The sequence below is a fragment of the Streptomyces sp. NPDC037054 genome (assembly GCF_055606745.1).
The window spans coordinates 482,254-503,478 of the sequence record NZ_JBVJSJ010000002.1 but is presented as its reverse complement, the minus strand read 5'-3'; the positions used below and the strand labels follow the sequence as shown (position 1 = coordinate 503,478).

Here is a 21,225-nt window from a genome sequence, read left to right as displayed (position 1 = left end):
GCGCCTGGTCCGGCGGTGCCGGTGACGTCCGCGGCTCGCGCGATGCGCGTGTGCCGCCGTCCGGGGCGCGGGCGCCGCTCGGGAGCTCTCTGTGTCCTGTCTCGCCGGTTCCGTACGCCGAATGCGTACGGCCTGGCGAAAGTCTTCTGGTCGGTGCGCTGCCCGACCCAGGTGGCTCCCGAGTTCGAGGGCGGCGCTTTCGACGTCCGTCCCTACGCGGAGCCTTCCGGCGTCGGCGCCGTCGCGGTGGCAGTGGCGGCGGCCTCGTGGGGCTCGGTCGCAGCTGCCTCGCGGTCGGGCGCGAGCGGGTCGGTCACCGTGCCGGTCTCTTCATCGAACAGCCCCTGCGCCAGCCTGGTCACCGCTGCGGGGACCGGCGGCGCCAGGTCGGCCACGGCGCGGAGACCGGACAGGACGTCGTCGGGTCGAACGGCAGGCGTCACGTGCCGAACAACCAGCCGCAGTATCGCACAGGGCTGGTCACTCGGCCTATCAGCCGGTGAACTGTGCGTTTCCACGCTCTCCAGGCTCGCGACCGCGGACCTGGCGTCGAACGTGCGAACGCCGTTCTTGGTCAGGCGCTGCACCTCGACGGCCTCGGCGCCGTTGAACGCCTCGACCGCGCGGGCGGCGTCGGACGGGTCCACGCCGTCCAGCCGCAGCTCCCACACGGAGGCCGTCAGCCGGTCGGCGAGCCCCGAGGTCCGGGCCTCGACCGCCTCGATGACGTCGAGCCCGGCGGGCAGCGACTCGTCGAGGAGGACGCGCAGCTTCTCCGGATCACGCGGCTCGGTGAGCGCGATCTCCAGGTACTCCGCCTCACTGCCCGTGCCGGTGGGTGCGGCATTGGCGTACGACACCTTCGGGTGCGGTGTGAACCCCGCCGAGTACGCCATCGGCACCTCGGCACGGCGCAGCGCACGCTCGAAGGCGCGCTGGAAGTCACGGTGGCTGGTGAACCGGAGGCGGCCGCGCTTGGTGTAGCGCAGTCGGATGCGCTGCACCGCGGGTGCGGGCGGCGGGCCTTCGGGCTGTCGCTTGCCCAGTGTCGTTCAGTCCTTCGTGAGAGCGGTCGTACTGCTACCAAGAGTACGTGTCTCGTGCCCGTACGGTTCCCGCCGGTCCACCGGCCGGGCCTGCCGGGGCGCCCCGAACAGGGCGCGGCGGAGGTCGGCGCGGGCCTGCCGGGCGGAGTCGCGGGCCGCGGCGAGGGCCTGCCGGGCGGCCCGGCCCACCCGGCGCGCCGCCGCTGCCGCCGGCCGCAGGACCGCGTCGCGCACGGCGTGGCCGAGCGGGGTGAGGAGCGTGCGGTACACCCAGCGCAGCGGCTCGACCAGGACCCATCGGAAGAGCGCCGCGAAGAACCGCCCGACGGCGAGGGAGATCCGTCCGGCGATCCGCCAGGCGTGACCGAGCGCGTCCAGGACCTCCCGCCCCACCAGGGCGAGGAGGCGCCCGACGGGTGCGAGGACCCAGCGCCACAGGGCGAGCGCGGGCAGCACGAACAGCACGCGGGTGAGCCAGTACAGGCAGAACCCGAGGCCGGCGACGAGACGCCCCAGCAGCCACACCAGCCCACCGACGCACCACACGACCGCGCGCCCGACGGGCGCGAGCACCCACCTGTAGAGCCACCCGGCCGGTACGACGACGAGGTACCGCACGAGCCACGCCACGGCGCCGAACACCCCGGCGCCGATCGCGGCGAGCACCCCGCCCACACCCCGGAGCAGCCACACGACCCCGTGCCCGAGAGGCGTCAGCACGCGCGCGTACACCCACGCCAGCCCCGCCCCGGCCCCCCGGAGCAGCCACAGCACCCCACGCCCGAGGGGGGCCAGCAGACACCGGTGGACCCACACCGCGGGCACCACCAGAAGCACCCTCGCGAGCCAGGCGAGGCCCTGCCCGAGCGGCACGGCGACATACCGCCACAGCGCCACGAACGGCCACACGAACACCGCCCGCCCCAGCCACAGCAGCGCCCGCCCGACCGGCCGGAACAGCACGTCGTTCAGGACCCGCCCGGCGACCACCAGCGCGTCCCACACCAGCCGCACGGGCACGACCAGCACCAGCATCACGATCCGCACGGGAATGCGGATCACCGCGACGAGACACCCCTCGCCCGCCGGCGCCCCCGGCTTCTCCAGATCCATACCGACGTAGACGCGCCCGCGGCACGAACGGATCCCGCACACGCGAAACGGGCGGAACGGACGGCGGCAGACCGTGCGCCTCATATGTTCAACGCCACGAGAAAAAATGAATTGAAGAGTGACGGAATGACACACGGAATCTCTTTTAAAAAGAAATTCCCTATGCGACTGTTCACTCGATCGCCGCGCATCCAAGTGAAAGAGGCGACGTTAGTGGGGATATGACGAAGGCAACCCCACCTGGGCCGACTGGTGCTCAACGGTTGGAGTCCGAGCCGGCATGAACGACGAACACTTCGACCATCTCTGGTACGGCGCCGACCCGTCCGGCCTCCCCCCGGAAACCGGCACCGGAAGACACCGGGCCACCGGCGTCTTCACCGACCCGATGGACCCGTCCCTCCCGCCCTGGGACCCCGCCGAAGAACTGGCCTACCTCCTCCAGGAAGCCCACAACGAAGAATACGGCGCGGCCGTGCCCCACCCCCGCGAGGAGACGCCGGCCACCGCTCCCCCGGCGGGCAGCCCGCTGCGGAACCTCCAGGACATCACGGAGGAATTGCCGCCCCTGCGCACGGCCCGGCGGGGCCACCGGAAACTCACCGTGCGAAACCGCCCCGACGCCGTGCGAGTCGCCAGCTACGTCCTCGCGGCCCTGGCCGCCGTCACCGTCGCCATGGTCAGCGTCTTCAGCGGTGTGGTCACCTACGAGCCGCTGCTCCTCGTCACCACCACGAACCACACCGGCGGCTCCTCCGCCTGGTGGCCCATGCTGGTCTACGGCCCCTGGATGGCGGGTTCGCTGTCCGTCCTGCGCGCCGCGCTGCACCAGCGCCGCGCCGTGCACTCGTGGTTCGTCGTCCTGCTGTTCTCCTCCGTCGCGGTGCTGCTCTGCGTCGTGCAGGCACCCCGGACCATCGCCGACACGGCCGCCGCCGCACTGCCGGGAGTCGCCGCGCTGACGTGCTTCCAGCAGCTCGTCCGCCAGATCACCCTCACCCGGCCGCCCCGCCGCGCGCTGCCCCGCCACCGCCAGCGGTCCGCGGACTGCCCCGCGACCCCGGCGAAGCCGACCGGCAGGCACCCGCACTGACCGCCCGCCCCGCACGGCACCCCGGCCCCCGAGGCGACGAAGGCCCCTCCCGAAGGAGGGGCCTCGTCTCGTTCCGCGCCCGTTGCGGCGCGCGCTCACCGCATGCGGCCGCGGCTCAGTGCGCGTGGCCGCTCGCCGCGGGCTTCTTCACCGTGAGCGGCAGCAGCTTCTTGCCCGTCGGGCCGATCTGGATGTGGGTGTCCATCTGCGGGCACACCCCGCAGTCGAAGCACGGCGTCCAGCGGCAGTCCTCGACCTCCGTCTCGTCGAGGGCGTCCTGCCAGTCCTCCCAGAGCCAGTCCTTGTCGAGGCCCGAGTCGAGGTGGTCCCAGGGGAGGACCTCCTCGTAGGTGCGCTCGCGGGTGGTGTACCAGTCGACGTCCACGCCGTAGGGGGCCAGGGCCTTCTCGGCGCAGGCCATCCAGCGGTCGTAGGAGAAGTGCTCGCGCCAGCCGTCGAAGCGGCCGCCGTCGTCGTAGACCGCGCGGATGACCGCGCCGATGCGGCGGTCGCCGCGGGAGAGGAGGCCCTCGACGATGCCGGGCTTGCCGTCGTGGTAGCGGAAGCCGATGGAGCGGCCGTACTTCTTGTCGCCGCGGATCTTGTCGCGGAGCTTGGTGAGGCGGGCGTCCGTCTCCTCCGCGCTGAGCTGCGGCGCCCACTGGAAGGGCGTGTGCGGCTTGGGGACGAAGCCGCCGATCGACACCGTGCAGCGGATGTCGTTGGACTTGGAGACCTCGCGGCCCTTGGCGATGACCTTCGTCGCCATGTCGGCGATCTGGAGGACGTCGTCGTCGGTCTCGGTCGGCAGGCCGCACATGAAGTACAGCTTCACCTGGCGCCAGCCGTTGCCGTAGGCCGTGGCGACGGTCCGGATGAGGTCGTCCTCCGAGACCATCTTGTTGATGACCTTGCGGATGCGCTCCGAGCCGCCCTCGGGGGCGAAGGTGAGGCCGGAGCGGCGGCCGTTGCGGGTCAGCTCGTTCGCCAGGTCGATGTTGAAGGCGTCGACGCGGGTGGAGGGGAGGGACAGGCCGATCTTGTCCTCCTCGTAGCGGTCGGCGAGGCCCTTGGCGATGTCGCCGATCTCGCTGTGGTCCGCGGAGGACAGGGAGAGCAGGCCGACCTCCTCGAAGCCCGTCGCCTTCAGGCCCTTCTCCACCATGTCGCCGATGCCCGTGATCGAGCGCTCACGGACCGGGCGGGTGATCATGCCCGCCTGGCAGAAGCGGCAGCCGCGCGTGCAGCCGCGGAAGATCTCCACCGACATGCGCTCGTGGACGGTCTCGGCGAGCGGGACCAGCGGCTGCTTGGGGTACGGCCACTCGTCGAGGTCCATGACGGTGTGCTTCGACACGCGCCACGGCACGCCCGAGCGGTTGGGGACGACGCGGGCGATGCGGCCGTCGGGGAGGTACTCGACGTCGTAGAACCCCGGGACGTACACCCCGCCGGTCTTCGCCAGGCGCAGCAGGAGTTCCTCGCGACCGCCGGGGCGGCCCTCGGCCTTCCAGGCGCGGACGATGGCCGTGATCTCCAGGACCGCCTGCTCGCCGTCGCCGATCACGGCGCAGTCGAGGAAGTCGGCGATGGGCTCAGGGTTGAACGCCGCGTGTCCGCCGGCGACGACGATCGGGTCGTCGATGCCGCGGTCCCGGGCCTCCAGAGGGATGCCCGCGAGGTCCAGGGCGGCCAGCATGTTGGTGTAGCCGAGCTCCGTGGAGAAGGACAGGCCGAACACGTCGAAGGCCTTCACCGGGCGGTGGCTGTCGACCGTGAACTGCGGGACCCGGTGCTCGCGCATCAGCTCCTCCAGGTCCGGCCAGACGCTGTAGGTGCGCTCGGCGAGGACGCCCTCCTGCTCGTTCAGTACCTCGTAGAGGATCATGACGCCCTGGTTGGGCAGGCCGACCTCGTACGCGTCCGGGTACATCAGTGCCCAGCGGACGTCGCAGGAGTCCCAGTCCTTCACCGTCGAGTTGAGCTCTCCGCCGACGTACTGGATCGGCTTCTGCACATGCGGGAGCAGGGCTTCGAGCTGCGGAAACACGGACTGCACAGACTCGGCGGCTTCGGCAGGCATCTCACGGAACCTTTGTGTGCTGACAGGGGTGACCATCCAGACTAACCCGGTTGGAGGGGTCCCTCGGACACCGTCCGCCAGACCCGGGGCAGCGCCTCCTCGACGCGTTCCGCGCGGCGCTCCTCGCGGGCGTACAGGACGCCGTAGGTGAAGGCGCTCTCTCCGGCGTCGTGGGCCTGGCGGGCGAGGTCGCGCAGGGCGAGGCGGGTCATCACGCTGTCCTGGTGGTCGCCGAGGAGGCCCTGGAGGGACTTCATCGACCGCACGAGGTCGGCCGCGGGTGCGCCGAGGGGCGCTCGGGCGGCTTCCGCCGAGTAGCGGGTGCGCTTGGCCTTCTTGCGGGCCTCGTGCAGCGCGAGGTCGCGGTCGTCGCCGGGAGGCAGGCCGAGGGCCTGTTCGACGCGTTCCGCGAGGGCGGCGAAGTCCTTGCGCACGGCCTCGGCGATCACTTTCCCGGGCTTGCCCTCGGCCGCCTTGCGCAGCGGCGGTGCGGCGATCAGGGCGTCGATCGCGTCGAGCAGGTCCAGGTACCGCCTGCCGTCGAGTACGGCGACGAGGCGGCGCCGGGAGCCGCCGCGCCGGGCGTGCGACCAGGTGCGCAGGCGGGTGCGGACGGGGCCGGTGACGAGGGTGCGGGGCAGCTCGTCCAGGGCCGCGGTCAGGCGGTCGGTGAGGACTTCCCGGTCGCGGTCGACGCCGAGTTCGCCGGCGAGCCATTTGAGTTCGGCGCCGACCGGGTCGGTGACGGCGCGGTCGAGGACCTTGGCGTAGGAGCGGAGGGCGCTGCGCAGGCGGCGGGTGGCGACGCGCATGCGGTGCACGGAGTCGGGCAGGTCGCGGCGGACGGCGGGGTCGAGCTCGACGAGGGCGTCGCGCTGGGCGCGTACGTAGGCGAGGACGTGGTCGCCGGCGGTGGCGGGCGGTGCGGCGGGGCGGCGGTCCCGGCGGGCGCGTTCCGGCGCGGTCTCCGCGAGGGCCCTGGCGAGCTTGGACGCGGAGCCGGAGGGGCGGACGCCGGCCTTGCGGAGTCGTTTCTCCACCGTGTCGAGGAAGGCGGGGTCTCCCCCGTCGGCGAGTTCGACCTCGATCTCGGTCCACTGGCTTTCGCCGCCGTCGCCGGTGAGCCGTTCGGCGTGCACGGCGTCGACGCTCACCTCGGCGAGCAGCCGGCCGTCGGCGTCGAGGAGGTGGCGTACGTCGCGGTCGGAGCGCAGCCGGACGAGGGGGGCCAGGTCGGTGTCGCGGACGCGGGAGCGGACGAGGCCGGCGAGGGCGCGGGGCACGGTGTCGGAGAGCGGGGCCCGCATCTCGTCGCGGACGCCGGGTGCGACGGGGAACTTCAGGTGCCAGCCGGCGTCGGAGCCGCCGGTGCGGCGGCGCAGGGTGATGGCGGCGGCGGCGAGGCGCTGGTCGGCGGTGTCGTAGTAGGTGGCGTCGAGGTGGGCGACGCCCTTGTCGACGACGGCCGCGACGCCGCCGACCCGGGTGAGGTCGGGCAGGCCGCTGTCGTCGGACTCGTACTTCCGCTCGATCTCGCGCTTGGTGTCCGCCATGAACCGAATCTAGTCGCGCGGGCGCCGGGACGGCAGAGGGCCGCCCGTACCGGCCCGTGCGGCGCCGGTGCGGGCGGCCCTCCGTGGTGCGGTGGCCCCGTGCGGTGGGGTGTCAGGCGGACATGGGCCGCTGGGCTCTGATCGACTGGAGCAGCCCGACGGCCATCCAGACGGCGAACATCGAGGAGCCGCCGTAGGACACGAACGGCAGGGGCAGGCCGGTGACGGGCATGATGCCGAGGGTCATGCCGATGTTCTCGAAGGTCTGGAAGGCGAACCAGGCGACGATTCCGGCGGCGACGACCGTGCCGTACAGGTCGGTCGTCTCGCGGGCGATGCGGCAGGCGCGCCACAGCACGATGCCGAGCAGGACGATGATGAACAGGCCGCCGACGAAGCCGAGTTCCTCGCCGGCCACGGTGAAGACGAAGTCCGTCTGCTGCTCGGGGACGAACTGGCCGGTGGTCTGGGAGCCGTTGAAGAGGCCGGAGCCGGTGAGTCCGCCGGAGCCGATGGCGATGCGGGCCTGATTGGTGTTGTAGCCGACGCCCGCCGGGTCGAGGTCGGGGTTGGCGAACGCGGCGAACCGGTTGATCTGGTAGTCGTCGAGGACGCCGAGCTGCCAGACGGCGAGCGCGCCGACGGTCCCGGCGCCGATCAGTCCGAAGACCCAGCGGTTGGACGCGCCGGAGGCGAGCAGCACGCCGAGCACGATGATGACCATCACCATGACCGACCCGAGGTCGGGCATGAGCATCACGATGACCATCGGTACGGCGGCCAGGCCGAGGGCCTGGAGCACGGTGCGGTGGTCGGGGTGCTGCCGGTCGCCGGCGTCGACGCGGGCCGCGAGCAGCATGGCCATGCCGAGGATGATCGTGAGCTTCACGAACTCCGAGGGCTGGAGGGAGAAGCCGCCGCCGAGGACGATCCAGGAGTGCGCGCCGTTGACGGTGGAGCCGAGCGGCGTGAGCACCAGCAGGATCAGGAACACCGAGGCGCCGTACAGGATCGGCACGGCCGTGCGCAGCGCGCGGTGGCCGAGCCAGACGATGCCGACCAGCAGGGCGAGCCCGATGCCGGTGTTCATGATGTGCCGGACGAGGAAGTAGTACGGGTCGCCCTGGTTGATGTCGGTGCGGTTGCGGGTCGCGGAGAAGACGAGGACCGAGCCGATCGCGGACAGCGTGACGGACGCGAGGAGCAGCGGCCAGTCGAGCCGCCGGATCGGCGAGTCACGGGCGAACAGGCGGGTCCAGCCCGCGCGCCGGGGGCCGTAGCCGGAGACCTGGAAGCTGTTGGCGCCGGTCATGCGCGGGTCCTCCGGCTTCCCTTGGCGCGCCTGCGCGGGCGTCTGCGGGTGTCCTGGTTGGTGCCGGTCCCGGGCGGGGCGGTGCCGGCGGGCTGCTGCTGTCCGTCGGGAGCGGTGGTGCCGGGCTCGCCGGCCTTCTCCTCCTTCAGGGGCGCCGCGGGGTCGGCGGGGATCTTCGGGGCGGCGATGGTGCCGTCCGTCCTGACCTTGGGCAGGCTCTTCTGCGGGGTGGGCAGGAGGGCCTTCTTCGGGTCGATGTCGCCTTCCTCGGAGACGCCGTAGAGCGCGTTGTAGATCTTGCGGACGGCGGGGCCCGAGGCGCCGGAGCCCGTACCGCCCTGGGAGATCGTCATGACGACCGTGTAGTCCTTGGTGTACGTGGCGAACCAGGAGGTCGTCTGCTTGCCGTAGACCTCGGCGGTACCCGTCTTGGCGTGCATCGGGATCTTGTCCTGGGGCCAGCCGCCGAACCGCCAGGCGGCCGTACCGCGGGTGGCGACGCCCTCGAGGGCATCGTCTATGGCGTTGAGGGTCTTCTTCGCCATCGGCAGCCTGCCGTCGGCCTTGGGCTCGATCTCGGTGACGGTCCTGCCGTCGGCGCTGACGACGGCCTTGCCGACGGTGGGCGTGTAGACGGTGCCGCCGTTGGAGATGGCGCCGTAGATGCTGGCCATCTGGATGGGGGTGACGAGGGTGTCGCCCTGGCCGATGGAGTAGTTGACGGAGTCACCGGCGCGCATGCGGTTGCCTTCGAGGCAGTTCTCGTAGGCGATCTTCTCGGCGTAGCTGCCGTTCTTCTTGCCGGTCTTGCACCAGGCGTCCTTGTTGGCCTTCCAGTAGTCCTGCTTCCACTGGCGGTCGGGGACGCGGCCGGCGACCTCGTTGGGCAGGTCGATGCCGGTCTCCTTGCCGAGGCCGAACTGGTGGGCGGTCTTGTAGAACCAGTCGTTGGCGTTCTTCTTCGGCTTGGTGCCGCCGTCGCGCTTCCACTCCTCGTGGGAGAGGCGGTAGAAGACGGTGTCGCAGGAGACCTCCAGGGCGCGGCCGAGGCTGATCGCGCCGTATCCCTTGGACTCGAAGTTCTTGAAGACCTGTCCGCCGATGGAGTAGCTGCTGGAGCACTCGTAGGGGCCGTTGAAGGAGTAGCCGGCGTTGACCGCGGCGGCCGTCGGGATCACCTTGAAGATGGAGCCCGGCGCGGACTGGCCCTGGATCGCGCGGTTCAGCAGCGGGTAGTTGGACTCCTTGCCGGTGAGCCGGGTGTAGTCCTTGGCGGAGATGCCGCCCACCCAGGCGTTCGGGTCGTACGTCGGGTTGGACGCCATGGCGACGACGCGGCCGGTCTTGGCCTCCATGACGACGACGGCGCCGGAGTCGGCCTCGTAGTTGCGGTTGGTGTTGCGGTCGTGTTCCTTGCGGGCGGCCTTCATGGCCTCGTTCAGCTCGTACTCGGCGACGCGCTGCACGCGGGCGTCGAGGCTCGTGACGAGGCTGGAGCCGGCCTCGGCCGGGTCGGACTCGGCCTTGCCGATGACGCGGCCGAGGTTGTCGACCTCGTAGCGGGTGACGCCGGCCTTGCCGCGCAGCTGCTTGTCGTACTGCCGTTCCAGGCCGGAGCGGCCGACCTGGTCGGAGCGCAGGTAGGGCGAGTCGGTGTCCTGGGCCTGCTGGATCTCCTCGTCGGTGACGGGCGAGAGGTAGCCGAGGACCTGGGCGGTGTTGGCCTTGCCGGGGCTCGGGTAGCGGCGCACGGCCTGCGGTTCGGCGGTGATGCCGGGGAAGTCCTCGGCGCGTTCGCGGATCTGCAGGGCCTGCTTGGGGGTGGCCTCGTCGGTGATGGGGATGGGCTGGTAGGGCGAGCCGTTCCAGCAGGGCTGGGGCGTCTCGGCGTCGCACAGCCGGACCTTCTCCTTGACCTCCTTGGGGGTCATGCCGAGGACGCCGGCGAGCTTGGTGAGGACGGCGTCGCCGTCGTCCTTCATCTTCAGCAGGTCGGTGCGGGAGGCGGAGACGACGAGCCGGGTCTCGTTGTCGGCGAGCGGCACGCCGCGGGCGTCCAGGATCGAGCCGCGCACGGCGGGCTGGACGACCTGCTGGACGTGGTTGCCGGAGGCTTCCTTGGCGTAGGCCTCGCCCTCGCGGATCTGGAGGTACCACAGCCGGCCGCCGAGCGTGCCGAGCAGGGAGAGGACGAGGATCTGGATGACGACGAGCCGGATCTGGACGCGTGGCGTCCGGCCGGTCTCGGGGATGTTGCTCAACTGGGCTGCCTCCCCCTCTCGTTGCGTGCGCGGGTCGTGTACGGCGCTGCGGTCACAGCCGCTTGACCCCCTTGATGCGTCCGGCGCGGGCCACCCTGGCGCGGGCCGCCTTCACCTTCAGGGCGCCGCCGAGTCCGCCGGTGCGCTGGCCGCCGATGCGCAGTCCGGTGCCGGAGGAGAGCCAGCCGGAGGAGATGTCGGTGCCCTTGGCGGCGGAGCCGGTGTCGGCGAGCGGGTCGTTCTCGGCGCGGCGGGCGAGCGCCATGATGCCGGGGACGACGAACGGGGCGAGCAGCAGGTCGTAGAGGGCGGCCGTGAACAGCAGGCTGCCGAGGCCGACGTGGCGGGCGGCGGTGTCGCCGACGAGAGCGCCGACGCCGGCGTACAGCAGGGTGGAGCCGATGGCCGCGGCGACCACGACGACCATGGGGGCGGTCGCGGAGCGCAGGCGGCCGTTGTCGGGCTTGACGAGGCCGGCGAGGTAGCCGATGACGCACAGCACGAGGGCGTAGCGCCCGGCGGCGTGGTCGGCGGGCGGGGCGAGGTCGGCGAGGAGTCCGGCGCCGAAGCCGACGAGGGCGCCGCCGACGTGTCCGTAGACCAGGGCGAGGCCGAGGACGGTGAGCAGCATCAGGTCGGGGACGGCGCCAGGCAGGTGGAGGCGGGCGAGGACGCTCACCTGGATCACCAGGGCGACGACGACCAGGGTCGAGGACAGCAGGATCCGGTTGACGCGCATGGGGTGACAGCTCCTACTGCTCTTGCGGGTCTTGGCCGTCGGCGGGCGCCTGGGCGGACGGGGTGACCGTCACCGTCACGGTGGGCGTCGGGGTCGGCTTGGGCTTGGCCGGGAGCACGGTGTCGCGCGGGTCCTTCTCGGGGGCCTGGACGACGACGCCGACGATGTCGAGCTTGGTGAAGCCGACGAACGGCGTGACGTAGAGGGTGCGGGTCAGGTCGCCGCCGGAGGGGTCGACGCGGGAGACGACGCCGACGGGGACGCCGGGCACGAACGGCTTGTCGGCCTGGGAGCCGAAGGTGACGAGGCGGTCGCCCTTCTTCACCTCGGCCTTGCCGTTGAGGAGTTCGACGCGCAGCGGGCGGTCGCCCTGTCCGGAGGCGAAGCCGAGTTCGTCGCCGTTCTCCATGCGGGTGCCGACGGTGAAGTCGGGGTCGGTGGCGAGGAGGACCGTGGCCGTGTTGGGGCCGACGGTGGTCACGCGGCCGACCAGACCGTCGCCGTTGAGGACGGTCATGTCGCGCTTGACGCCGTCATTGGCGCCGACGTCGATGGTGATGGTCCAGGAGAAGCCCTGGGCCGCTCCTATCGCGATGACCTGGGCGCCCTTGATGCCGTACTGGCCCTTGCCGGCCGTCTTCAGGATGCTGTCGAGCTGCTTGAGGCGGCTGCGGTTGCGGTCGTCGCTGCCGAGCGTCGCCTTGAGGGCGGCGTTCTCCTTCTCCAGCTGGGCGATGCGGTCGTGGCGCTCGCCGGAGTCGCGGATCGCGGAGACCGCGTTGCCGACCGGGTCCACCGCGGCGGAGACCCCGTTCTCGATCGGCCCGAAGACGGTGGCCGCGGCCTGCCGGGCACCGTCGACCGGTGAGTCCTCCCCGCCGCGGATGTCCACCGTGATCAGTGCGAACGCGATGGCGATCAGCAGCACCAGGAGCAGCCGGCTCTCTCGTGTGTCCCTCACGTGCGGCGGCCGTGCCTTCCTCGTCGGAATGTGCGGAGTGTGCGGTATGTGCGGAGCCCTTTTGGGGAGCCTATGTCTCTATATCAACGATCCGCCGCACGAGAGAAGAACGTCCCGTACGGCGGAATCGAAGAGTTGTGTCATCTGCGGGGCTGGGAGTCCAGGACCTGCTGCAGCGCCTCGAACTCCTCGACGCACTTGCCCGACCCGAGCGCCACGCTGTCCAGCGGGTCCTCGGCGATGTGGATGGGCATGCCGGTCTCCCGGCGCAGCCGCTCGTCGAGGCCGCGCAGCAGGGCGCCGCCGCCGGTCAGAACGATTCCGCGGTCCATGATGTCGCCGGACAGCTCCGGCGGGCACTTGTCCAGGGTCGTCTTGACGGCGTCGACGATCGCGTTGACCGGTTCCTCCATCGCCTTGCGGACCTCGGCGGCGGAGACGACGACGGTCTTCGGCAGCCCGGAGACGAGGTCCCGGCCGCGGATTTCGGTGTGCTCGTCGGAGTCGAGTTCGTACGCCGAACCGATCGTGATCTTGATCTGTTCGGCCGTCCGCTCGCCCAGCAGAAGGGAGTACTCCTTCTTGATGTGCTGGATGATCGCGTTGTCCAGTTCGTCGCCCGCGACGCGGATGGACTGGGCGGTGACGATGCCGCCGAGGGAGATGACCGCGACCTCCGTCGTGCCGCCGCCGATGTCCACCACCATGTTGCCCGTGGCCTCGTGGACCGGCAGGCCGGAACCGATGGCCGCGGCCATGGGCTCCTCGATGATGTGCACCTGCCGGGCGCCGGCCTGGGACGACGCCTCGATGACGGCGCGGCGCTCGACGCCGGTGATGCCGGACGGCACACAGACGACGACCCGCGGACGAGCCAGATACCGCCGCTTGTGGATCTTCAGGATGAAGTAACGGAGCATCCGCTCGGTGATCTCGAAGTCGGCGATGACGCCGTCCTTCAGCGGACGTACGGCAACGATGTTGCCGGGCGTGCGCCCGATCATCTTCTTCGCTTCGGCGCCGACCGCGAGGATGCCACCGGTGTTGGTGTTGATCGCGACGACGGACGGTTCGTTGAGTACGATCCCGCGACCCCTGACGTACACCAGCGTGTTGGCGGTCCCGAGGTCGACAGCCATGTCACGGCCGATGAACGACATTGAGTTCCCCATCAGGATGTGTCTGGCCTTCCTGGGAGCTTTTGAGGGCTGGTCAGGTCGGCGAAGTGGGTGCTGTGACGTGAAGGCTTCCATCGTAGACGCGCCTGCACGGACACTGCGTGAGGGTCTCCGCCATTGTCAGCAGATGCCGAGTGCGTTCGCTCCTGGAGAGGAGCGTTCGGGGGCACTCGTTCCCTCGAACGCCGCGCATATGCCGGAAGTCCGGGAACCGTGTCCCGGACTCGCCGTGTCGTCGCGCGGTTTCGGCCTTCGGCGTCAGGCGCGGCCGGGGAAGAAGATCTTGACCTCGCGCTCGGCCGACTCCTCGGAGTCGGAGGCGTGGATCAGGTTCTCCCGGACGATGACGCCGTAGTCGCCCCGGATGGAGCCGGGCGCGGCGGCGATCGGGTCGGTGGGTCCGGCCAGGGCGCGGACGCCCTCGACGACCCGCTCGCCCTCGACGATCATCGCGACGACCGGACCGGACGACATGAACTCGACCAGCGGCTCGTAGAACGGCTTGCCCTTGTGCTCGCCGTAGTGCTGCTCCAGCGTGTCCTGGTCCAGGGTGCGCAGTTCCAGCGCCGTGATCCGCCAGCCGGCCTTGCGCTCGATACGGCTGATGATCTCGCCGGTCAGGCCGCGACGGACGGCGTCGGGCTTGAGGAGGACGAGGGTGCGCTGGCTCACGGGCGGGCTCCTTCGGATCAAGGGGTGTGCGGGGTGATGAGGTTACCGGGCGTGTCGGGCCCTCTGTTACACAGCGTCAGCCTGTGCGCAATCGTTCTCCGCCTCCTGGGCCGCGAACCGGGCCTTCGCCTCGTCGACCTTCCGCCCGAAGTGCACCGACGCCCACCACAGACCGGCGAACACCACACCGAGGAAGTACATGATCGGCACGACGTACCCGGACGCGATCAGCGCGATCTGCAGCGCCCAGCCGAGGGCGACGCCGCCCGGCCGGGTCACGACGGCGCACAGCACCACGCTGAGGAACATCAGGATGCCGCAGACCGTCCACACCGTGGACGCGGACAGGTCCGGTTCCTTCATGGCGACCAGACCGGCGAAACCGATGACCAGGAACTCGCTGATCAGCGTCGTGGAGCACAGCGTACGCACGGGTCCTCAGCCCTTCCCCAGGAGCAGCCGGGCCTCGCCGACTGTGATGACGGAGCCGGTCACGAGGACGCCGCCGCCGGCGAACTCGCCCTCTTCCTCGGCCAGCGTGATCGCGGCCTCCAGCGCGTCCGGCAGGCGCGGCTCGACCTGCACGCGCTCCTCGCCGAACACCTCCACGGCGACGGCCGCCAACTCGTCGGCGTCCAAGGCCCGGTGGCTGGAGTTCTGCGTGACGACGACCTCGGCGAACACCGGCTCGAAGGCCTCCAGCAGCCCCCGGACGTTCTTGTCGCCGCTCGCGCCGACGACCCCGACCAGGTGACTGAACTGGAACGCCTCGCCGATCGCCTCGGCCGCGGCCCGCGCGCCCGCCGGGTTGTGCGCGGCGTCCAGCACGACGGTCGGCGAGCGCCGCACGACCTCCAGGCGGCCCGGTGAGGCCACGGCCGCGAACGCCTTGCGCACGGTGTCGATGTCCAGCGGCTCGGCGCGCTGGGCGCCGACCCCGAAGAACGCCTCGACGGCGGCGAGGGCGACGGCGGCGTTGTGCGCCTGGTGCGCGCCGTGCAGCGGGAGGTACACCTCGGTGTACTCGCCGCCCAGGCCGCGCAGGGTGAGCAGTTGCCCGCCGACGGCGACCTGCCGGGCGACGACACCGAACTCCAGCCCCTCGCGGGCCACGGTGGCGTCGACCTCGACGGCCTTCTTCAGCAGGACCTGCGCCGCGTCGACGGGCTGCTGCGCGAGGACGACGGTGGCGCCCTGCTTGACGATGCCGGCCTTCTCGCCGGCGATCGCGGCGTGGGTCTCACCGAGCCGGTCGGTGTGGTCGAGGTCGATGGGCGTGACGACGGCGACGTCCGCGTCGATCACGTTCGTGGCGTCCCAGGTGCCGCCCATGCCGACCTCGACGACGGCGACGTCGGCGGGCGCGTCCGCGAAGGCGGCGTACGCCATGCCGGTCAGCACCTCGAAGAAGGACAGCCGGTACTCCTGCTGGGCGTCGACCATCTCCACGTACGGCTTGACGTCGTGGTACGTCTCGACGAACCGCTCGGCGGAGATCGGGGCGCCGTCCAGGCTGATCCGCTCGGTGATGGACTGCACGTGCGGGCTGGTGTAGCGACCGGTGCGCAGGTCGAAGGCGCCGAGCAGGGCCTCGATCATGCGGGCCGTGGAGGTCTTGCCGTTGGTCCCCGTGATGTGGATGGAGGGGTACGTCCGCTGCGGCTCGCCCAGGACGTCCATCAGCGCGGCGATCCGGCTCACGGACGGTTCGAGCTTGGTCTCGCCCCAGCGCGTCGCCAGCTCCGCCTCCACCTCGCGCAGCGCCTTGTCGACCTCGGGGTCGGCGGGCCGGGCCGGGATGTCGCCCTCGGGCGGGCCGCCCTGGGTGCGCAGGGTGCGGCTGCCGGCCTCGATCACGGCGAGATCGGGGTCGCGTTCCGTCTCGGCGGCGATGATCTCGTCGAAGGCGCCGACGCCGTCGGGCTGCTCGGGGTCGTCGTGCGGGGGGAGCTCACTCACGGGGCCAGTCTACGGGGGCGCCAAGGCCGCACCGCCGCGGGCATACGGGCCGCGGCGGTGCGGTCCGTATGCCCGCGGGGGCCCCTCGTCAGGCCGGGAGGCGGTCCAGCTGGGACTGGATGCGGGTGATGTCCTCCTCCGCCTTGGCGAGGCGGACGCGGATCTTCTCCACCACCTGGTCGGGGGCCTTGGCGAGGAACGCCTCGTTGCCGAGCTTCGCCGTCGCCTGCGCCTTCTCCTTCTCGGCCGCGGCGAGGTCCTTCGCCAGCCGCTTGCGCTCGGCGGCCACGTCGATCGCGCCGGACAGGTCCAGCGCCACCTCCGCCCCGGCCACCGGCAGCGTCGCGGTCGCCGTGAAGCCCTCGCCCTCCGGCTGGAGGCGCAGCAGCTGGCGGATGGCCGGCTCGTGCGGCGCGAGCGGCGTGGCGTCCAGCGTCAGGCGCGCCGGGACGCGCTGGCCGGCCTGCAGGCCCTGGTCGGCGCGGAAGCGGCGGACCTCGGTGATGACCTCCTGGAGCGTCGCGATCTCCCGCTCGGCGGCCTCGTCACGGAAGCCGCTGTCCTTCGGCCAGTCGGCGACGGTCACGGACTCGCCGCCGGTGAGCGTCGTCCACAGCTCGTCGGTGACGAACGGGACGATCGGGTGCAGCAGACGCAGGGTGACGTCGAGGACCTCGCCGAGGACCCGCTGGGAGACCTCGGCGGACTCGCCGCCCGCCTGGAACGTGGTCTTGGACAGCTCGACGTACCAGTCGAACACCTCGTCCCACGCGAAGTGGTACAGCGCGTCGGACAGCTTCGCGAACTGGAAGTCCTCGTAGAAGGCGTCGACGGCGGCGACCGTCGCGTTCAGCCGGGACAGGATCCAGCGGTCCGTGGCCGACATCGCAGACGCGTCCGGCAGCGGGCCCTCGACCGTCGCGCCGTTCATCAGCGCGAAGCGGGTCGCGTTCCAGATCTTGTTGGCGAAGTTGCGGGAGGCCTGGACCCAGTCCTCGCCGATCGGCACGTCGGTGCCGGGGTTGGCGCCGCGGGCCAGGGTGAAGCGCACGGCGTCGGAGCCGTACTTGTCCATCCAGTCGAGCGGGTCCACGACGTTGCCGAAGGACTTCGACATCTTCTTGCCGCGCTCGTCGCGGACCAGACCGGTCAGCGCGATGGTCCTGAACGGCACGGCGCCGTCCATGGCGTACAGGCCGAACATCATCATCCGGGCGACCCAGAAGAAGATGATGTCGTGGCCCGTGACCAGGACGTCGGTCGGGTAGAACTTCCGCAGGTCCTCGGTCTGTTCGGGCCAGCCGAGCGTGGAGAACGGCCACAGGCCGGAGGAGAACCAGGTGTCGAGGACGTCGGTGTCCTGGTGCCAGCCCTCGCCGGTGGGCGGCTCCTCGTCGGGGCCGACGCAGACGACCTCGCCGTCCGGGCCGTACCAGATCGGGATGCGGTGGCCCCACCACAACTGGCGCGAGATGCACCAGTCGTTCATGTTGTCGACCCAGTCGAAGTACCGCTTCGACATCTCCTCCGGGTGGATCTCCACCCGGCCGTCGCGGACGGCGTCACCGGCCGCCTTGGCGAGCGGGCCGACCTTGACCCACCACTGCATGGACAGCCGGGGCTCGACGGTCGTGCGGCAGCGCGAGCAGTGGCCGACGCTGTGGACGTACGGCCGCTTCTCGGCGACGATCCGGCCCTGCGAGCGCAGCGCGCCGACGATCGCGGCACGCGCCTCGTAGCGGTCGAGGCCCTGGAACGGGCCGTGCACGGTGATGACGGCACGCTCGTCCATGACCGTGATCGACTCCAGGTCGTGGCGCCGGCCGATGGCGAAGTCGTTCGGGTCGTGGGCCGGGGTGACCTTGACGGCGCCCGTGCCGAACTCGGGGTCGACGTGGCTGTCGGCGACGACCGGGATGGACCGGTCGGTCAGCGGCAGCTTGATCTTCTTGCCGACGAGGTGCTTGTACCGCTCGTCGTCGGGGTGCACGGCGACGGCGGTGTCACCGAGCATGGTCTCGGCACGAGTGGTGGCGACGACGAGCGTCTCGTCGCCCTCGCCGTACTTGATGGAGACGAGTTCGCCGTCGTCCTCCTGGTACTCGACCTCGATGTCGGAGATCGCGGTCAGACAGCGGGGGCACCAGTTGATGATCCGCTCGGCGCGGTAGATCAGCTCGTCCTCGTAGAGCTTCTTGAAGATGGTGAGGACGGCCTTGGACAGGCCCTCGTCCATCGTGAAGCGCTCGCGGGACCAGTCGACGCCGTCGCCGAGGCGGCGCATCTGGCCGAGGATCTTGCCGCCGTACTCCTCCTTCCACTGCCAGACGCGCTCGACGAACTCCTCGCGGCCCAGGTCGTGGCGGGACTTGCCCTCCTCGGCGAGCTGCTGCTCGACCTTGTTCTGGGTGGCGATGCCGGCGTGGTCCATGCCGGGCAGCCACAGGGCCTCGAAGCCCTGCATGCGCTTGCGGCGGGTCAGGGCGTCCATCAGCGTGTGCTGGAAGGCGTGGCCCAGGTGGAGCGAGCCGGTGACGTTCGGCGGCGGGATGACGATGGTGTACGGCGGCTTCTCGCTCTTCGCGTCCGCGGCGAAGTAACCCTTGTCCACCCAGCGCTCGTACAGCTTCCCCTCTACCTCGGCCGGCGTGTACTGGGTCGGCAGTTCGGTCGTGGGGGCTGCTTGCGGCTGCTGAGTGTTCTCGGTCACGGGGGTCAGTTTAGAGGTGTCACCACCCAGTCCCGAAACGCGATTCCTTTGTAACGGTGCGGCCCCCGGTGACCTGCGCACGCCAGGTGTAGGCCAGGATGTTCGGACCGCATAAGCATCTGGAGGGGAACCCAGGAATGAGTTACAACCAGCCGGGCCCGTACGGCGGGCAGCCCCAGCAGCCCGGGCCGTACGGCCAGCCGGGCCCCTACGGCCAGCAGCCGCAGCAGCCCCAGCCCGGCTATGGCTACCCCCAGCAGCCGCAGCAGCCCCAGCCGGGCTACGGCTACCCGCAGCAGGCTCCGCAGGGCGTCCCCCCGCAGTCCCCGCCGTACGGCCAGCAGCCGGGCTACGGTCAGCAGCCCCCGTACGGCCAGCAGCCGCCCCACGGCCAGGCCCCGTACGGCATGCCCCAGCCCCCGGCCGCGGGCGGCGGCGGCAAGAAGACGGGCCTGATCATCGGCGCGGTGGCCGTCGTGGCGGCGATCGGCGTGGGCGCCTACTTCGTGTTCGGCGGGGGCGCCGGCGCGGGTGGCCTGGAGGACGACGGCCCGCACAAGCTGGCGACGCCGGCGAAGGTGCTCGGCGACTACTCGCGTGTCTCCAAGGACGGCGCGGGCGGCAGCGACTCCGCCGACGAGCTCGCGAAGAGCGGCGTCAAGAACGGCAAGTCGGTGCTCGGCCTCTACTCGACGGCGGACCTGAGCGGCTACGACCCCAGCGACCCGTCCACGGCGCCCGACCCGGCCGAGATGGCGACCGCCAAGGGCATCACGCTCGCCGGTGCCTACGGCGAGATCTCCGACCCGGAGGCCGCTCTCGACACCTTCTTCGTGAACTTCAAGAAGGAGGCCGAGGACCCGTCCAGCAAGAGCAAGACCAAGGTCATCGGCGAGCCCGAAGAGGTCGAGATCGACGGCGCCGTCATGAAGTGCCAGGCCGCCGAGGGCGAGGACGCCAGGACCAAGAAGATGAAGACGGACTGGTTCTGCGCCTGGGCCGACTACAGCACCATCGCGCTGGTCTCGCCGGGCGACGCCACCCAGGGCGTCAGCAAGGACGTGGCCGTCGACATCACCACCAAGCTCCGCCCCGAGGTCCGGCTCAAGGGCTGACGCCGCGCCTTACACACGGAAGGGCCCCGGTCGAGTCGACCGGGGCCCTTCCGTGTGTGTCCGTGTGTGCCGGGCGGTTACGCCGTCTTCTGCTCGCCCGGGCCCCGGCCGCGGGCGTCGCGCGGGATCAGGGTCGGGTTGACGTTGGAGTGGACGACGTCCGCCGTGACGACGACCCGGGCCACGTCCTTGCGGGACGGGACCTCGTACATCACCGACATCAGGACCTCCTCCATGATGGCGCGCAGGCCGCGCGCGCCGGTCTGGCGGAGGATGGCCTGGTCGGCGATGGCCTCCAGTGCCTCGCGCTCGAAGTCCAGCTCCACGCCGTCGAGTTCGAAGAGGCGCTGGTACTGCTTCACCAGCGCGTTGCGCGGCTCGACCAGGATCTGCAGGAGCGCCTCGCGGTCCAGGTTGTGGACCGAGGTGATCACGGGCAGGCGGCCGATGAACTCGGGGATCATGCCGAACTTGACCAGGTCCTCCGGCATGACCTCCTCGAACTGGTCCTTGGACTCCAGCTCCCGCTTGGAGCGGATCGTCGCGCCGAAGCCGATGCCCTTCGCGCCGGCCCGCGACTCGATGATCTTCTCCAGGCCCGCGAAGGCACCACCCACGATGAACAGCACGTTCGTCGTGTCGATCTGGATGAACTCCTGGTGCGGGTGCTTGCGTCCGCCCTGCGGCGGGACGGAGGCCGTGGTGCCCTCCAGGATCTTCAGCAGGGCCTGCTGGACGCCCTCGCCGCTCACGTCGCGGGTGATCGACGGGTTCTCGCTCTTGCGGGCGACCTTGTCGATCTCGTCGATGTAGATGATCCCGGTCTCGGCCTTCTTGACGTCGTAGTCCGCGGCCTGGATCAGCTTCAGCAGGATGTTCTCGACGTCCTCGCCGACGTACCCCGCCTCCGTCAGCGCCGTCGCGTCCGCGATCGCGAACGGGACGTTCAGCATGCGGGCGAGGGTCTGCGCGAGGAGGGTCTTGCCGGAGCCCGTGGGGCCCAGCAGGAGGATGTTGGACTTCGCCAACTCGATGGCGTCGTCGCGGCCTTGGGCCCCGCCGTTCTCACCGGCCTGGACCCGCTTGTAGTGGTTGTACACCGCGACCGACAGGGACTTCTTGGCGGCCTCCTGGCCCACCACGTACCCGTCGAGGAACTCGTAGATCTCGCGGGGCTTGGGGAGTTCCTCCCAGCGCACCTCGCTCGTCTCGGCGAGTTCCTCCTCGATGATCTCGTTGCAGAGGTCGATGCACTCGTCGCAGATGTACACACCGGGCCCTGCGATGAGCTTCTTGACCTGCTTCTGGCTCTTGCCGCAGAACGAGCACTTGAGCAGATCGCCGCCGTCACCGATGCGTGCCACGGTGTGCTTCCCCTTCGCCTGGGAGACGACTGGACGTTCGCGGTCCAGCGGCTCCTGGTGCTGCCT

Annotated in this window: 16 protein-coding genes; 2 read left to right on the top strand and 14 right to left on the bottom strand. The window is 70.8% G+C overall.

What is annotated here, in order from left to right; genetic code table 11:
• Positions 1-212: 212 nt before the first annotated feature.
• Positions 213-1,004, bottom strand: coding sequence for a TIGR03936 family radical SAM-associated protein (locus ACZ7D7_RS07220; protein ID WP_470822950.1), 792 nt, complete (start codon positions 1,002-1,004; stop codon positions 213-215).
• A gap of 48 nt (positions 1,005-1,052) precedes the next feature.
• Positions 1,053-2,159, bottom strand: a complete 1,107-nt coding sequence (locus ACZ7D7_RS07215) for a hypothetical protein (protein ID WP_470822949.1) — start codon at positions 2,157-2,159, stop codon at positions 1,053-1,055.
• Positions 2,160-2,439: 280 nt separating this feature from the next.
• On the opposite strand from ACZ7D7_RS07215, the gene ACZ7D7_RS07210 reads away from it, so the two are divergent.
• A complete protein-coding gene (locus ACZ7D7_RS07210; RefSeq protein ID WP_470822948.1) occupies positions 2,440-3,252 on the top strand; it encodes a hypothetical protein in 813 nt (270 codons plus the stop codon).
• Between the two features lie 115 nt (positions 3,253-3,367).
• On the opposite strand, the gene ACZ7D7_RS07205 is transcribed toward ACZ7D7_RS07210, so the two are convergent.
• The 11 genes from ACZ7D7_RS07205 to ACZ7D7_RS07155 all read right to left on the bottom strand — a co-directional run bounded on the left by ACZ7D7_RS07205 (position 3,368) and on the right by ACZ7D7_RS07155 (position 18,680).
• Positions 3,368-5,335: a TIGR03960 family B12-binding radical SAM protein gene (locus ACZ7D7_RS07205; RefSeq protein WP_470822947.1), complete on the bottom strand. Its 1,968-nt coding sequence runs from the start codon at positions 5,333-5,335 to the stop codon at positions 3,368-3,370.
• Positions 5,336-5,376: 41 nt separating this feature from the next.
• Positions 5,377-6,888 (bottom strand): CYTH and CHAD domain-containing protein, encoded by a 1,512-nt coding sequence (locus tag ACZ7D7_RS07200; protein WP_470822946.1) that lies wholly within the window; start codon positions 6,886-6,888, stop codon positions 5,377-5,379.
• A 112-nt stretch (positions 6,889-7,000) separates the two neighbouring features.
• A complete protein-coding gene (gene rodA / locus ACZ7D7_RS07195; protein WP_470822945.1) occupies positions 7,001-8,200 on the bottom strand; it encodes a rod shape-determining protein RodA in 1,200 nt (399 codons plus the stop codon).
• A complete protein-coding gene (gene mrdA, locus ACZ7D7_RS07190; protein WP_470822944.1) occupies positions 8,197-10,461 on the bottom strand; it encodes a penicillin-binding protein 2 in 2,265 nt (754 codons plus the stop codon). The genes rodA and mrdA overlap by 4 nt, the downstream gene beginning before the upstream one ends.
• A 52-nt stretch (positions 10,462-10,513) precedes the next feature.
• Complete coding sequence (mreD, locus tag ACZ7D7_RS07185; RefSeq protein WP_470822943.1) at positions 10,514-11,200, bottom strand: rod shape-determining protein MreD; 687 nt, start codon at positions 11,198-11,200, stop codon at positions 10,514-10,516.
• 13 nt (positions 11,201-11,213) lie between these two features.
• Positions 11,214-12,161: a rod shape-determining protein MreC gene (mreC, locus tag ACZ7D7_RS07180; protein WP_470822942.1), complete on the bottom strand. Its 948-nt coding sequence runs from the start codon at positions 12,159-12,161 to the stop codon at positions 11,214-11,216.
• A 140-nt stretch (positions 12,162-12,301) separates the two neighbouring features.
• Positions 12,302-13,321: a rod shape-determining protein gene (locus ACZ7D7_RS07175; RefSeq protein ID WP_279552880.1), complete on the bottom strand. Its 1,020-nt coding sequence runs from the start codon at positions 13,319-13,321 to the stop codon at positions 12,302-12,304.
• 276 nt (positions 13,322-13,597) lie between these two features.
• On the bottom strand, positions 13,598-14,011 hold the full coding sequence (ndk, locus tag ACZ7D7_RS07170) for a nucleoside-diphosphate kinase (RefSeq protein WP_279552871.1): 414 nt from the start codon (positions 14,009-14,011) through the stop codon (positions 13,598-13,600).
• A gap of 66 nt (positions 14,012-14,077) precedes the next feature.
• Positions 14,078-14,443: a DUF4233 domain-containing protein gene (locus ACZ7D7_RS07165; RefSeq protein ID WP_470822941.1), complete on the bottom strand. Its 366-nt coding sequence runs from the start codon at positions 14,441-14,443 to the stop codon at positions 14,078-14,080.
• 6 nt (positions 14,444-14,449) lie between these two features.
• A complete protein-coding gene (gene folC, locus ACZ7D7_RS07160; RefSeq protein WP_470822940.1) occupies positions 14,450-15,970 on the bottom strand; it encodes a bifunctional tetrahydrofolate synthase/dihydrofolate synthase in 1,521 nt (506 codons plus the stop codon).
• Between the two features lie 88 nt (positions 15,971-16,058).
• Positions 16,059-18,680 (bottom strand): valine--tRNA ligase, encoded by a 2,622-nt coding sequence (locus tag ACZ7D7_RS07155; RefSeq protein WP_470822939.1) that lies wholly within the window; start codon positions 18,678-18,680, stop codon positions 16,059-16,061.
• Positions 18,681-18,817: 137 nt separating this feature from the next.
• Between ACZ7D7_RS07155 and ACZ7D7_RS07150 the strand changes: the two genes are divergently transcribed.
• Positions 18,818-19,795 carry a hypothetical protein gene (locus ACZ7D7_RS07150; RefSeq protein WP_470822938.1) on the top strand — a complete coding sequence of 326 codons (978 nt, stop codon included), beginning with the start codon at positions 18,818-18,820 and terminating at the stop codon, positions 19,793-19,795.
• Positions 19,796-19,872: 77 nt separating this feature from the next.
• Here the strand turns inward: ACZ7D7_RS07150 and clpX are convergent, their stop codons facing one another.
• Positions 19,873-21,159: an ATP-dependent Clp protease ATP-binding subunit ClpX gene (gene clpX, locus ACZ7D7_RS07145; RefSeq protein ID WP_470822937.1), complete on the bottom strand. Its 1,287-nt coding sequence runs from the start codon at positions 21,157-21,159 to the stop codon at positions 19,873-19,875.
• Positions 21,160-21,225: the final 66 nt, after the last annotated feature.

Bases quoted from the DNA above. Each gene is read 5' to 3' on its own strand.
- ACZ7D7_RS07210 (WP_470822948.1), top strand. From the start codon at position 2,440: ATGAACGACGAACACTTCGACCATCTCTGGTACGGCGCCGACCCGTCC.
- mreD (WP_470822943.1), bottom strand. From the start codon at position 11,200: ATGCGCGTCAACCGGATCCTGCTGTCCTCGACCCTGGTCGTCGTCGCC.
- rodA (WP_470822945.1), bottom strand. From the start codon at position 8,200: ATGACCGGCGCCAACAGCTTCCAGGTCTCCGGCTACGGCCCCCGGCGC.
- ACZ7D7_RS07175 (WP_279552880.1), bottom strand. From the start codon at position 13,321: ATGTCGTTCATCGGCCGTGACATGGCTGTCGACCTCGGGACCGCCAAC.
- ACZ7D7_RS07205 (WP_470822947.1), bottom strand. From the start codon at position 5,335: ATGCCTGCCGAAGCCGCCGAGTCTGTGCAGTCCGTGTTTCCGCAGCTC.
- ACZ7D7_RS07200 (WP_470822946.1), bottom strand. From the start codon at position 6,888: ATGGCGGACACCAAGCGCGAGATCGAGCGGAAGTACGAGTCCGACGAC.
- ACZ7D7_RS07150 (WP_470822938.1), top strand. From the start codon at position 18,818: ATGAGTTACAACCAGCCGGGCCCGTACGGCGGGCAGCCCCAGCAGCCC.
- ACZ7D7_RS07215 (WP_470822949.1), bottom strand. From the start codon at position 2,159: ATGGATCTGGAGAAGCCGGGGGCGCCGGCGGGCGAGGGGTGTCTCGTC.